This is a genomic window from Paenibacillus lentus, from assembly GCF_003931855.1.
Taxonomy (GTDB): Bacteria; Bacillota; Bacilli; order Paenibacillales; family Paenibacillaceae; genus Fontibacillus; species Fontibacillus lentus.
On sequence record NZ_CP034248.1, the window covers coordinates 2700697 to 2714666 of the forward strand.

Genomic DNA, 13970 nt, shown 5'->3' on the forward strand with positions numbered 1-13970 from the left:
GATGGAGACGATGGTGCGTAATGGCGTACTGAAGGATTTTAGGTTGCAACAGGTCGTTTTGACTGGGGATTATCATGTTAATGCTTTTGCTAAAGAGCTGCAATATTTGCAAAGCTATGATGTAGACCGGCTGCTGGCCGGCTTCCGGGAGAACCGGGGCCTAGAGCCGAAGGCGCAGAAATATCCTGGCTGGGAGGATACCGAAATTCGCGGGCATACGCTAGGCCATTTCCTGACGGCATGCTCGCAAGCCTATGAAAATACACAAGATGCGGCCCTGCTGGAGAAGTTGGAATATATGATGTCCGAGCTGGCGGCATGTCAATTCGAGAGTGGATATTTGTCGGCTTTTCCCGAGCAGCTAATCGATAACATTGAGATGAGGCAGCCGGCCTGGGTGCCATGGTACACGATGCATAAGATTATTGCCGGATTGATCTCCGTTTATCATGCGACAGGCTCTCAAACGGCTTACGATACGGTGGTGAAGCTTGGGGATTGGGTCGCCTCGCGGACATCCCGCTGGAGCGATGAGCTTCAGGCTACCGTACTTGCCGTGGAATACGGGGGGATGAACGATTGCCTTTATGATCTGTATAAAATATCCGGAGATGCGAAGCATCTGGAAGCAGCCCATAAATTTGACGAGCTTCCGTTATTCGAAGCGATTCAACAGGGCCGGGATATTCTGAGAGGCAAGCATGCCAATACGACGATTCCTAAGTTCCTGGGGGCGCTAAATCGTTACCTGGTGCTGGGGGAAAGCGAGCGTTTTTATTTGGAAGCTGCGCAAAGCTTTTGGGACATGGTGGTGTACCATCACAGCTACATTACCGGCGGCAACAGCGAGTCCGAGCATTTTGGCGAACCGGACATTCTGAACAGCAAGCGCTCTGATATTACCTGCGAGACGTGCAACAGCTACAATATGCTGAAGCTGACGCGGGAGCTGTTTAAATTGACAGGCGATGTAAAATACAGCGATTTCTATGAGCGGAATTATGTGAATGCGATTTTGTCCTCGCAGCACCCGGAAACGGGAATGACGATGTATTTTCAACCGATGGCGACCGGGTATTTCAAAATATACAGTTCGCCCTTTGAGCATTTCTGGTGCTGCACGGGTACAGGCATGGAGAGCTTTACGAAGCTCAATGACAGCATTTATTTCCATGCGGGGAGCACGCTTTACATCAATCAATACATGAGCTCTAAATTGAATTGGTTGGAGCAGGGGGTAAAGCTTACGCAGCGTGCGGTGATTCCTGAAACGGATGAGGTTACGCTGGCGTTCGAAATCGCGGATGGTGGCAGGAAGCGGCTTGATTTGCATTTGCGAATTCCTTATTGGGTTGCTGGTCAGATTGAGCTGAAGTTGAACGGAGAGGGGATTCCATGGAAGTCCGAGCAGCAGTATATCGTTATCGATCGGGAATGGAGCCATGGAGATGTGCTGACGATGAAGCTCCCTATGAAAATATTTGTCTCCCGGCTGCCGGATAATGAGAATGTCGTCGGATTCCAATATGGGCCTGTGGTGCTTAGCGCGGGATTGGGAACGGAGGATATGACGCAGGCGGCTACCGGAATCATGGTGAGCGTGCCCACACGGAAAATGCTCGTCAAAGACTTCATTATTCCCAGGGAAATGACGCCGGAGGAGTGGCTGAGCAGCATTGAGGACCATCTTGTAAGACGAGGACATGAGCTCGTGTTCGAGTTGCGAAACACGGACGAAGACGAACGGCTGGTGTTTACGCCGCATTACAAGCAGCATCGCGAGCGGTATGGCATCTACTGGAACATCGTGGCTGCGGATTCCGATGAACTGAAGCAGCACTTGGAGCGGGGGCGGCAGGAGCAGCTTATTAGAGAGGCGACGATCGATAGCGTACAGGTCGGAAATGATCAATATGAGCTGGAGCACGGGATTAAAGGAGAAGAGACCTTTGGCGGTGCCTGGGATGGCCTGAATGGCCGGGTGGCTCATGTCGGAGGCTGGTTCAGCTACAAACTGGCCGTTAATCCGCAAGTAGACAATCTGCTGCAGGTAACGTATTTTTCCATTAATCATGATCGGGTAATGAATATTTACGCTAATGGCGAACTGCTAGCCAGCGAGAGAACACCGGTTGAGCGCAAACGTGAATTTTTCACCAAGCAGTATCCGATCCCAGCCGAGTTTCTTCAAGGAAAGCGGGAGATGGAGTTCAAGTTCGTCCCGGAAGGTGATCTGAACGGCATTTACGGTGTGCTTCGAACGATGAAACCAATTGAGGAATAGTAGCTTTAATCTAAAGGCGATTTTAGGGAGCTGAGGGGAGCTCGTTCTAAAATCGCCTTTTTATATGGTCAGAATGATATTAAAAAATATACTTAGCCTTGGCGAAATCTTGCCTATGAATAGAGAAAGACGGATTTTATAGATGCTTCCGCATGTAGATTGTTGTTTTGCTCAGAATTTAATCTGGTGCTCTAATATGGTTCCAAGCATAATTACACCTCAAATTTGGGTTAACGCTTAAGAGAGTTTACACAAAAAACTAGATAACCTAGTTAAATAGGGGATAAAACTTTACTAGCAATTTATTCACGGCAAGAATAGTTTAAAGGTGAAAGAAGCAATCATACCTATGAAGAAGAGTGAAGTAACTCCCATAAGTTTCTTGTCATTCTCGATATCCATTACTCGAAACGCGATGAATGTAACCAAAATAATAATTTTCCAGATAGAGGTAACACTAGGGAAAACAATGCCTAATACTAATGCGATTGCTCTTAAACCCACGTTAACTACTGACTTCATGTGCATCATTAATCCCCCTTGATCAGATTATCTTGTTCCCATACTACTAGCATTCCCGACATTTTGTCATGTAGAGATTGCTTTTTTGGGTCTATCGCAATTAGGAGCAGTCCAGAAAACAAAAGAATGGATGAAGAAAATTTTCCTATGATCTCTCTTAGCAAAACATCCTCCCAGCTTAGTTTACTGGATGTGGCTGAGACTACCTTTATCCCCATAATAATTTTGCCAATCGTTTGTTTAAGTACGAGGGTAAAAATAAAAAAATAAAGGGAAGCAAGTATTGCCAGCATAATATCCGCTCCAAGGCCTGCTCTGCTATTTTCTCCTCGACACGTGTACTATGTTTATCCTCGTCACTGATTTTCTTTAATAACTTATATGTAAGTTCATCATGTCCACCTAACTCCAAAGCATGTACATACCCTAATCCTAGTCTGACCATACGATTATACGGTGATAATAGTGTTTCATCGTTCTTCTTTAGAATGGGGCCAACTACATCCAGCCAATCGCTTTCGATGATCTCAGTATGTTCCGCCTCTTTGTATTTAACCTTCAAATATAAATTGAAATTCGTTGTGACGGGATCGGGCGCAAACAAATGCCAATTCTGAAAGAAGAAAGGGGTGACGTATGCGTTAATTTGAGGCTGAAACTTTGCAGAAATAGGGTTAATTGGGCCTGCATGAAGAACTATAATGAAGAAGTGGAATGTTTAGCAGCTTCTTTGAGATAAACTACCCCTTTGGTTACAGCTCTAGCTACAGCACCGGCAATAGCCGTAGGTGTCTCACCGGAGCTATCGGCATTGATAGTAGAATTATCTAAGCCTGATACTACAGGAACAACACTGTTGTTAGTTGACATAGAAGCATTGATAGTAATACCTGCTGATAGAACTAATACAAGGGACAGCATGAGAACAGAGAATTTCTTCTTCAACCAAAACTCTCCCTAATATTGATAATTTTGGTAGATACCAATATTGTGATATTAATATAAATAATACCAATAAGCAAGTTGTTTCATATTTAAATTTGTATTTTTAAAAAATGAAATTTTAGAATGTTTATAGAATTTATAGTAATTCACCAATTGATAGAAACAATCTGCATATGATCTTGCACATATTCGCTAATCCGTACAGCAATATTGCCTTCCTGGCTCCCCGCACCCCAGATATCAAACCGCTGTATGCGCCCGTCTTACGTATTTGATAGAAAAGTCCTTATTATGTTGTTTATAATGCGGTACGGACCTTAAATATTTATAGGACTAATAATACAAATTGCCTCATAAAGAATCACTCTCTGCTAATACCCAATCATTTTTCTTCCAAATCTGTTGATCTATTTCTTCTAGCACCTCTTCAGTCTATGGGACTTATTTCCTCTCGAACCAGTCAGGCTAGGTAAAGAAACGAATAGGGAAGCCGACCCTAGGCAAGGAGGTGTCGGTTTTTAAGTTTTATAAGCATAACGTTAAATTTATCGCGTAAATGATGTGTTTGAGGCCTGCGGCAGATGGCGGATGAATTACCTTGGATCATTAGATGATTATAGCAAGAGGCAGCAACTTACCCACCGATTTTAGCATTTTACGACCGGTTGACGAACGATCGGGAATATGGCTATAATATTTATGTAAGTATTAATTAATTAATATAAATATTAATCATTGGAAAGGCGGATGTTCCCATGGCAAACCGTGCAGTACTTAACACTGATTTACGTAGAGGCACTATTAACCGCAATATTTACGGTCATTTCTCCGAGCATTTGGGACGATGCATTTATGAAGGGATTTGGGTGGGCGAGGATTCCCCGATCCCGAATACGAACGGGATTAGAAACGATGTCGTGCAAGCGCTTAAGCAAATTAAAATTCCGGTGCTTCGCTGGCCTGGCGGTTGTTTTGCCGATGAATATCACTGGAAAGATGGCATCGGGCCAAAAGAAAACCGCAAAAGAATGATTAATACGCATTGGGGCGGCGTAGTAGAGAACAATCATTTCGGAACTCATGAATTTATGATGCTGTGCGATATGCTTGAATGCGAGCCGTATATTAACGGAAACGTAGGAAGCGGTACCGTCCAAGAGATGTCGGAATGGGTAGAATACTTGACCTTCGGTGGCGTGTCGCCGATGTCTGAGCTGCGTCAGGCTAACGGCCGGAAGGAACCATGGAAGGTAGCTTATTTCGGGGTTGGCAACGAGAACTGGGGCTGCGGTGGCAACATGCGCCCTGAATATTACGCGGATTTATACCGTCGTTATCAGACGTACGTCCGTAACTATGACGACAACAAAATTCACCGGATCGCCTGCGGGCCAAACGTAGACGATTATAACTGGATGGAAGTTCTGATGCGGGAAGCATCCCGGTTCATGGATTCTATTACACTGCATTACTATACGGTTCCAGGAGCTACGTGGGAGGATAAAGGGCCTGCTACGGGCTTTGAGACGAGCGAATGGTTCACGACGCTGGAAAAGGCGCTGCGCATGGATGAGCTTATTACGAAGCATAGCGTAATTATGGATAAATACGATCCAGAGAAGCGTGTAGGCTTGATTGTCGACGAATGGGGAACGTGGTACAACGTTGAACCGGGCACCAATCCGGGCTTCTTGTATCAGCAAAATACGATTCGCGATGCACTGGTAGCCGGTCTAACCTTCAACATTTTCCATAAACATAACGAGCGCGTACAGATGGCGAATATTGCCCAAACGGTGAACGTGCTGCAGTCGGTCATTTTGACCGAAGGGGAGAAGATGGTGCTTACACCTACATATCATGTGTTTGATATGTTCAAGGTACACCAGGATGCAGAGCGGATTGATCTGGAACTGGACGGCGGCAACTATCGTTATGATGGTCGGGAGATTCCAGCGGTTACCGCATCGGCGTCGATCAATGCCGACGGAGTAATTCATATCAGCCTGTGCAATACAAATCATGCCGAGAAGTCGGTTGTTCCGGTCGATATTCGCGGCTCGAAAGGCCAATCCTTCGAGGTTGCGGGAACCGTGCTTAGCGGGGACAGAATAGATGCGCACAACACGTTCGATGCTCCGGATACTGTAGTCCCTCAACCGTTCCATAGCTTTACATTGGAGGGCGACCAGCTGACGGTTGAATTGCCGCCGATGTCTGTTACTGTCCTGGCGCTAACTCCAAAGGCATAGACGGATATGACATCGTCATCCTGCAAAGGCTGCAAGGAAGAATATAAAGTCACAGAGGAGCAGATCAAGCGTATTCTAGCCTCTTCGGCATTTGCTCCGGAGAAATGCGTGCCGGATGAGGTTTATGCCCGACGCTTAGAGCTATGCAGCACCTGTCCCAAGTTTCAAGACGGAGTAACCTGCCTCGTCTGTGGCTGCATCATTCCAGTAGTAGCCAAGCTGAAAGAGAGAGAGTGCGCTTTACCGGGTCAAAGTCGGTGGGGAGCTTATCGTGAGGGAACGTTTGACTCTTAGAATAAAATATAGCAATCCCCGATCTCATGATCGGGGATTATTTCAATTAGATACATTATTGAAGCGTTACATTATCAATGTAAACTGTAGTCTGACCGCTGCTGTTGGCTGAGGAGAAGAATTCCACGCCGATTTCCCTGACATCGCTAAGATTGGCGACGGAGGCAAGATCAATCGATAGTGTTGTGCCATCAGTAGAAGCGAGCTTGGCGGCATTGCCTGAATGCCAGGCCCATCCCGATCCGGTCTTAATATAAACTTGGGCGTGCAGGCCATCGCCTACCGAGCCCCAAGAAGCGTGTTTGGCGGTCAAGCTTAACTTTGATTTGCCACTTATGTTTATATTTTGAGTAAGGTGCAGGTAATGCTTGGAATTGCTGGACATGCTGATATCGGATTTAAGAGAGTTACTTCCATTGGATGACCATTCATTGACGCTCCATGGACCAGATACATTCGACCCGCTCCAGCCCTGCGTACTGCCTTCGAAGTCGTACAAGGTAGTCGTTGTGTCGCCACCGTTGTTTTCACCTGTGTTCTCAGCCGCGCTGAACCAGTTCAAGTTAAAGCCATTTCCCGTTGCATGGATTCGAAGCGTCTGGGTTCCTGCTGCCAGATTAACGTTCGTGGAAAGGGTTCGCCAATTTTCCCATCCACCTGTATTCGGAACTGTTGTGGAAGCAAGCACCGTCGAGCCTGAACGCAATTCAAATTTTCCCGTATCGACTGCACTGGCCACCCGAAATTGAAATGTGTAGCTGCCGGCGGTCTGAACATTGACGTTGTAATCCATCCAATCGCCTGAATCGACATAACCAACGACCAAACCTCCGCCAGTATCGGAAGTCGATCCCGTCTGTATGCCGCTCATCGCAATGTAATTCTCAGCTTCGACTTTTCCGGGAATTGCAGCAATTGTTCCATTGTTGCCTCCTCCATTATTGTCCCCATTGCTGCCCCCGCCATCACCTCCGCTGTTGCCTCCACCGTTGCCTCCGCCGTCACAAGATCCAGACTGTCTCCACTCCGCATATGGGGCATGACCGGCAAGAATATTCTTCAAATAGTTGCCTGCCGTTGTCAGACTACCATCCGTATTGAAAATACTTGCCCCTTCCGCCTTATCATTAGCTGACCAGTTGGTCCACGAAATGTTATTCTGATTCATCCATTCCAGCCATTGATTCGTGGAGTCGTAATTGATGCCGCCGTCGCCGTCCGCGTTGACAAAGCCCATTTCTGTCACGAATAACGGAATGCCCTTGTTCATTGCATCGTTGGCTTTATCTCGCAGCGACTGAAAATGTGTACCTGCGTAGAAGTGCAAGGCATACGCAATATTCTCATAGGATGTAATTGGATTATTCGCAGCCAGATCCACATCCTGGGACCAAAACGGCGTGCCGACGATAATCAAGTTGTCGGAATGCTGCCGAATCGCCGGAATAACCTGTTCGGCATAGCTTTTCACCGTGTCCCAGGAGATATGAGTAGGTTCGTTATAGATTTCGAAGATGACGTTGTCGTAGCTACCGTATTCCTGTGCCATGCGGCCGAAGAACTCTTTGGCGGCGTTGGCGTTCTTGTGCGCATCATGCGAGTGCCAGTCGATGATGACATAGATGCCCTTGGCAATTGCGGCATCGACAACATCGCGTAGTTTGGATTCATCTGCCGTGTTGTACGGATTACCATTTTCGTCGATGCCGTACGCTGCTCTGACGATTTCCACTTGTAACTCGTCCGCCAGTCGATTCACCGCGGAGGCATTCCAAAAATCACCTGACCAATTGGACCAGAATAAACTCGAACCTTTTACCATTACGGGTTGATTTGTTTTGGAGCCGTTAATTCGGTTTCCGCTTACTTTCATTTCACCGAAGTAACTGACGGGAGTTGGACAAGTAGATGTGGAGGCAGCGGCTACAGGGCCGATGGCTGGAAAAAGCAGCGACACTAAACTGAAAAGCATGATCATGACGGATGGCTTGATGAATACAACAGTAGATGGTTTCATATTTTATTCTCCTTTAAGTGTTTGATCATGAAATGACTTGTATTTTAGTTTGATTAAGAAGTTATATGAACAAGATCGGATGCAACCAGCTAAATTTATAAGTCACCCCCAGGCATGATAGAGTTTTACGTGTCCAGCTATACTCTCCTTTCGGATGACCAGCCCCTTTCTTTATGAGGCGTTTTTTTTTAAGTGCAAGGAAATTCAGAGGATATCCAACTTATGCCAATCTATAAAATACTTAATGTTACTATATTTGTCAACGTTTGGGCTGGATCTCTGAAATGTCTCCAAACACAAATAATGCCCGCCCGACTTCCTAGGGAGAAGCGGGAGGGCTGAAGAATTTATTGTCCTGTTATCCGGAACTTTGCTGGTAATCAGAGGTAATACAGCTCGAAGATCAGATGCTCGTTGTAATTGCCGAAGCCTTTGCCGAACAGGGTCAAACCGCCAACATGTTCGGCATCATCCTCGACGGACAGTTTGAATGTCCATTGCTTATGAAGGATATGAACATCGTCCAATGTAACCTCGGATAATTTCAATCCGTCCATATATGTTCCTTCATGCGTTATGCGCAGCTTCTTGAGCAGTCCGTATTGGTTGGTCTGATGATGCCACCAGCTAGGCGTATACTTGCCTCTGCTGTCCCCGTAATCACCAGGGCTCGTCCAATATCCGAGATGGACTCCGTTCAGACTGAACGTAATATCTGATGGCCAATTATTGTTCGTGCTTGGCGCTTCAGAAGCAATTTCCATCGTGATGACAAGCTCTTCGGGCTGCTGACTCGATAATAAGAAATTTGGGATCTTATATTCTATAAACCCTTTGCCGAACCACAGAATACCGGCATTAATCCGTTCCTGATCCCAGAAATGCCTCGGATCGTCAAAACTGCCGATGATATGATCGACCGTAGCCAGGCCGCATGTCGGTTCAATCACGAAGTCGGAGTAATGGCCGACCGGAATTTCAGTGCGATGGCATTTATATTCGTTTTCCTCCTTGCGGGGAATGGCGATTTCGATGCTGTCGACGGCAAGGGAGCATATTTTTTGCAATCCGTTTCGTCCCGGGGCCATTTCGCTGGAAATAAGGCCAGCGGCTTCTAATTTGCGAACGTGCATCGTCATAATAGCACTGCTGAGCTGCAGTGCTTCGGCCAGTTCTTTAATATTCATGGGGTGCTCAGCGAGCTGAGTCAATATTTTTAGCCGTACAGCGCTGGATAACGCTTCATATACGGGAAGTGATTGCTCTGTAAGATTTAGCTTCATTAGAGTTATGCCTCCATCATTTACTTTTTACTTTATTTATATATATGTTATACGATTAATGATTCTGTTATTTAAATGTTCTATTTCTATTGTAGTTGATGCCGCTCAAATAGGAAAGCTTGTAATAGGCTTTTTTAATCAAACTTGGACGGGGGAACGTTATAGTATTTTTTAAAAGCCTTCGAAAACGTAAAAGGATCGGGGTAGCCAAGAAGGCTGGCGATTTCCTGAATCGTATATTTCTTTAAGTTCAGGTAATCCCTCGCCCGGTTCATCTTAACCTGGTAAATATATTGTCCCGGAGTAATGCCTAATGTCTTTTTGAAATAAGTGATGAAGTATTTCTCGGATATGCCGACAAGCTGGGCGAGCTCACTCATTTTAATCGATTTGTGCAGATGATTGTTAATATAACCGAATACCGGCTGCAGCACGTCCAAATTCCGCTCGGCTGTTTTTGGCATTCTCCCGCTCAGAAATGTGCCGGTATACCGCTCTTGTCCATAGAGTTCAATGATTTTGGCGATGACAGCAATCAGGTAAGCTTTTAAGTATAGACGGTTCCCAGGCAAGCTGCTTAACTGATTCGATTGCATAAATGCTTTGCTAAACAGGACGGTTTCTTCCCGAATCAGCTCTTCCGGTATAATTCCCGAGAGCGGAAAGTCGCTCAGAATTCGCTGCTGCTTACCGATTTCGAAGTCGAAATGCACGTAAATAAACCGGCAGCCCTGATCGGTAGTAGAAGCCATATAAGGAATTCCCGGATAAAAAAAGACCACATCTCCCGGCCCGGCCTCATGTTCGATTCCATCGATACGAATCGTAACGGTTCCGGATTGAATGAACCAAAGATCGTAGTCGATGTGCGCCTTATGCTCGACCCACTTTCCGTCATGGGCGTGCTCAAAAACAGACTTCATTCGCAGCGAGATCAAATCCGACAATTCATTGAGAATTCCCATGTCCTTCATTTTCATATCCCGTATCATTCCTCTACCGTAAGACATATTTCAAATAATTATAGTATACCATCGAAGTTTCCGCTCATAAATAATCAAACTATTTGACATGAACGTAAAACTATCTCATATTCTACTTTCGAAATCCGCCTTCTATAATGGGGTCATAACCCATAAGGAGGGCTTGATATGATAGATTCTAAAGTGCCACAACCGAAGATCGTCGTTATCGGGGCGGGAAGTTTATTCTTTGGGCGCCAATCGATTTGGCAAATGGTCGACTCTAAATATTTGAATCAAGGAACACTTGCTTTGGTAGATACAGACGAAGAAAAGCTGTCCAAGATGGTCAGGCTTGCAGAAATGGTTGCCAAGGAGAATGATGTGCCCCTTAAAGTGGAGGGCTCGACGAATCGGAGAGAGGTGCTGAAGGGCGCTGATTTCGTCGTCCTCAGCTTTGCTGAAGATACTGTAAAATACCGCGGCATCGATTGCCAGATTTCTTTAAAATACGGAATTCGCATGTGCTCCGGGGATACCATCGGCCCAGGCGGGATCTTCAGAGCCATGAGAGAGCTGCCAGTCATCATGGAATGCGCTAAAGACATCGAGGAGCTTTGTCCCGATGCGTGGGTCATTAATTATATCAATCCGTCTGCTGTCCATGGAATCGCTTTAAGCCGATATGCGCCGCAGCTGAAAACCTTCGCCCTTTGCGATAGCCACCATATGCCGCATAAGAAAGCTTACTATGCCATTCGGGCAGGCATCATTGAGGATATTAGTGAGTTCAATGGGGAAATCGATCGGAAATTTGATTTCCGCATAGCCGGCGTCAATCATTTCACCTGGCTGCTTAAGGCCGAGTATGATGGAAAGGATGTCATGCCGCAGGTAGCTGAGTCGATGAGAATATCGGCGGGAACGGAAAACGATGGCGGGGATACAGGTGCGAAGGCGCTTTATAACGATGCCATCACGTATGAGCTCTATAACATTTTCGGATATATTCCGACATGTACGGCCCACACGAAAGAATACGTCCGCTATTGGCAGGGACTGGGCAAGACGAAGGACGTCATTCCCCCTTTATCGATTTGGGAAACGGAAGATCGGTATCAACGGCATGAGGAGATGTGGGGGCAAGTGGATGATTTCCTTTCCGGAAAACGTCCGATCACCGACTACATGAAATCATTCGGGCCCGATCACGCCACGGATATTATCGAAAATATGGTGGGCCATTTGGGCAAGCGGTTCTTTATTAATACGCTCAATAACGGGGCGGTGACGAACATGAATGACGACGCTTTCCTTGAATTGTTATGTGAAGTGAAAATGGACGGAATCAAACCCCTTCACGTGGGTGAGATGCCCCGGGGAATCCGGGGCATGCAGGAGCTCGTGCTCGATACGCACGAACTGACGGCGGAGGCTGTTGTAGAAGGAAGCTTCACGAAATTGAGAAGAGCGATGCTAACTGATCCGCTGGTAAATTCCATACATGATGCAGATATGATGATTAAAGAGCTGCTGGAGTTGGAAAAGGAGATCATCCCGGGATATTGGTATGAGTAATAACTGGATTGTTAAGTCTAAAAGGACTATGCGGGAGAGGGGCATTTTCATATCAATGAAGTCTGCCCGCAACATAAGTTTTGGGCGAATAAAATGAGAAAAGAGACATAAAGACGGTTTATCCTGGTCTTTATGTCTCTCTTTAAGTAGATCCTATATAGCTCTCTCTTGCCGACATTGCTCCCACGGCCGCATTTGCAGCTTCAGTATTAGCTTGCCGGGATTGTCGGCTCTATGAATCGAAAACATATAATTTTATTATCTCGCCATCCAGCCGCCGTCTACGCAAAGAACGTGGCCGTTTAAGTAATCGGATGCCGAGGATGCCAGGAACACTGCTGGACCCTTCAGGTCTTCAGGAGTTCCCCAGCGTCCGGCAGGGATTCGATCCGTAATTGATGCGAAGCGGTTCTCGTCCGCGCGGATTTGTGCGGTGTTATCCGTCGCCATGTAGCCGGGAGCAATACCATTGATTTGCAGCCCGCTCTCCGCCCATTCGTTGGCGAATGCTCTAGTTAGCCCGGCTACGCCGTGTTTACTTGCTGTATAGCCGGGTACATTGATTCCGCCTTGATAGGAGAGCATCGAGCAAATATTGATAATTTTTCCGCTGCCTCTTTCCAGCATATGACGACCTGCGATTTGGGATAGCAGGAATACGGTGTTCAGGTTCAGGTTGATCACATCAAACCAATCCTTTTCACTGTGGTCTTTGGCTGGTGTCCGGCGAATAATGCCGGCATTATTCACGAGAATATCAATGTGGCCGGTAAGTTTAAGCGCTTCGTCGAAGGTCGCCTGTAATTTGCTATGATCGCTCAAGTCGACATCGATGGCCGAAGCTTTTCTGCCCAAGCTCTCGATTTGTTTTACTGTTTCTTCGCTAGAGCTAACGGAGACGCAGACCACGTCCGCCCCTGCCTCGGCCAAGCCGATGGCGATGCCTTGTCCCAATCCTCCGGTTGTGCCTGTTACTAGAGCCGTTTTGCCTGTTAAATCAAATAATTTCATGGTTGGACTCTCCTTTTATCAAATTAGCAATTCTGGTCGGTGCCGCACTCTAACGTGACTCCAGCATGACTGTATTGTTGGGCGGTTTCGGCTGGGAGCCCACTGTCGGTAATGATGCAGGTCAGTTCGCTTAGGGAAGCGAACGTCCGCAGTGCGGTCTGCCCAAATTTATGATGATTAATGACGGCGATGACTTCATGGGCCGTCTCGATCAAGGCCCGCTTGAAGTCAATAAGATCTCCCGTATAAATCGACAAACCATGGTCGGGATGAATGCCAGTCGCCGAAATAAATGCTTTCTGAATGTTTAACTGTCGGATATATGAGGTTGCTTCCGGTCCCGCCAGCATGTTACGAACCCGATAGCCGCCAGGAACAACGAGACGTATGTTGTCCTTTGCGGCCAGTTCGCTGATGATATACACATCATTAGTAATGACGGTTAACGGTTCGTTGCTTAGGCGTCGTGCAATCTCCAGCGTCGTGCTCCCACCATCGAGTGCAATAATATCGTTGGGTTCGATATGCAGTAAGGCCCTGCTTGCGATATCAGCCTTCTCGTCTGCATGCTTTGTTAAAGGCTCCTTGGACGGTAGGATCCCGAATTGATCACTTTGCGCCAGTATAGCACCGCCGTGAACGCGAACGATTAATCCCTGCTCTTCAAGCCGGGTTAAATCCTCGCGAATCGTCTTGCCGGTAACGCCCAGCTTGTCGCTTAATTCCGCCACCGTAACCTCTTTGTTTGTCAGCAGAACCTCCATAATTCTCTCATGCCGTCTAATCGGACTCATACCATCTCAACTCTTCCGTAAATATTAT

The 13970-nt window shown here is 46.6% G+C and carries 13 protein-coding genes; 4 read left to right on the plus strand and 9 right to left on the minus strand.

Annotated elements, in window-relative coordinates; all coding sequences use genetic code 11:
* The first annotated feature begins 1 nt into the window (after position 1).
* Positions 2-2284 carry a glycoside hydrolase family 127 protein gene (locus EIM92_RS11970; protein WP_246020951.1) on the plus strand — a complete coding sequence of 761 codons (2283 nt, stop codon included), beginning with the start codon at positions 2-4 and terminating at the stop codon, positions 2282-2284.
* A gap of 306 nt (positions 2285-2590) precedes the next feature.
* On the opposite strand, the gene EIM92_RS11975 is transcribed toward EIM92_RS11970, so the two are convergent.
* From EIM92_RS11975 to EIM92_RS11985, 4 genes are read right to left on the minus strand one after another with little or no spacing between them, the layout of a single operon-like run.
* Complete coding sequence (locus tag EIM92_RS11975) at positions 2591-2806, minus strand: hypothetical protein (RefSeq protein ID WP_125082825.1); 216 nt, start codon at positions 2804-2806, stop codon at positions 2591-2593.
* Positions 2807-2814: 8 nt separating this feature from the next.
* A complete protein-coding gene (locus tag EIM92_RS11980; RefSeq protein WP_125082826.1) occupies positions 2815-3099 on the minus strand; it encodes an RDD family protein in 285 nt (94 codons plus the stop codon).
* Complete coding sequence (locus EIM92_RS24745; RefSeq protein ID WP_425464203.1) at positions 3015-3509, minus strand: DUF5819 family protein; 495 nt, start codon at positions 3507-3509, stop codon at positions 3015-3017. Before EIM92_RS24745 ends, EIM92_RS11980 begins: the two co-directional genes overlap by 85 nt.
* Positions 3503-3751, minus strand: a complete 249-nt coding sequence (locus tag EIM92_RS11985) for a hypothetical protein (RefSeq protein ID WP_125082827.1) — start codon at positions 3749-3751, stop codon at positions 3503-3505. The genes EIM92_RS24745 and EIM92_RS11985 overlap by 7 nt, the downstream gene beginning before the upstream one ends.
* A gap of 755 nt (positions 3752-4506) precedes the next feature.
* Between EIM92_RS11985 and EIM92_RS11990 the strand changes: the two genes are divergently transcribed.
* Complete coding sequence (locus tag EIM92_RS11990) at positions 4507-6003, plus strand: alpha-N-arabinofuranosidase (RefSeq protein ID WP_125082828.1); 1497 nt, start codon at positions 4507-4509, stop codon at positions 6001-6003.
* Between the two features lie 6 nt (positions 6004-6009).
* Positions 6010-6297, plus strand: coding sequence for a hypothetical protein (locus EIM92_RS11995; RefSeq protein ID WP_125082829.1), 288 nt, complete (start codon positions 6010-6012; stop codon positions 6295-6297).
* 55 nt (positions 6298-6352) lie between these two features.
* On the opposite strand, the gene EIM92_RS24215 is transcribed toward EIM92_RS11995, so the two are convergent.
* The 3 genes from EIM92_RS24215 to EIM92_RS12020 all read right to left on the minus strand — a co-directional run bounded on the left by EIM92_RS24215 (position 6353) and on the right by EIM92_RS12020 (position 10577).
* Complete coding sequence (locus tag EIM92_RS24215) at positions 6353-8314, minus strand: cellulase family glycosylhydrolase (protein WP_246020953.1); 1962 nt, start codon at positions 8312-8314, stop codon at positions 6353-6355.
* A 380-nt stretch (positions 8315-8694) separates the two neighbouring features.
* Positions 8695-9597 (minus strand): ArsR/SmtB family transcription factor, encoded by a 903-nt coding sequence (locus EIM92_RS12015; protein ID WP_125082830.1) that lies wholly within the window; start codon positions 9595-9597, stop codon positions 8695-8697.
* A gap of 134 nt (positions 9598-9731) precedes the next feature.
* Positions 9732-10577, minus strand: a complete 846-nt coding sequence (locus tag EIM92_RS12020) for an AraC family transcriptional regulator (protein WP_125082831.1) — start codon at positions 10575-10577, stop codon at positions 9732-9734.
* A 171-nt stretch (positions 10578-10748) separates the two neighbouring features.
* On the opposite strand from EIM92_RS12020, the gene EIM92_RS12025 reads away from it, so the two are divergent.
* Positions 10749-12137 (plus strand): family 4 glycosyl hydrolase, encoded by a 1389-nt coding sequence (locus tag EIM92_RS12025; protein WP_125082832.1) that lies wholly within the window; start codon positions 10749-10751, stop codon positions 12135-12137.
* 258 nt (positions 12138-12395) lie between these two features.
* Here EIM92_RS12025 and kduD read toward each other — a convergent pair whose 3' ends face one another.
* Positions 12396-13148: a 2-dehydro-3-deoxy-D-gluconate 5-dehydrogenase KduD gene (gene kduD, locus EIM92_RS12030; protein ID WP_125082833.1), complete on the minus strand. Its 753-nt coding sequence runs from the start codon at positions 13146-13148 to the stop codon at positions 12396-12398.
* A 23-nt stretch (positions 13149-13171) separates the two neighbouring features.
* Complete coding sequence (locus tag EIM92_RS12035) at positions 13172-13942, minus strand: DeoR/GlpR family DNA-binding transcription regulator (protein WP_125082834.1); 771 nt, start codon at positions 13940-13942, stop codon at positions 13172-13174.
* Positions 13943-13970 lie beyond the last annotated feature (28 nt).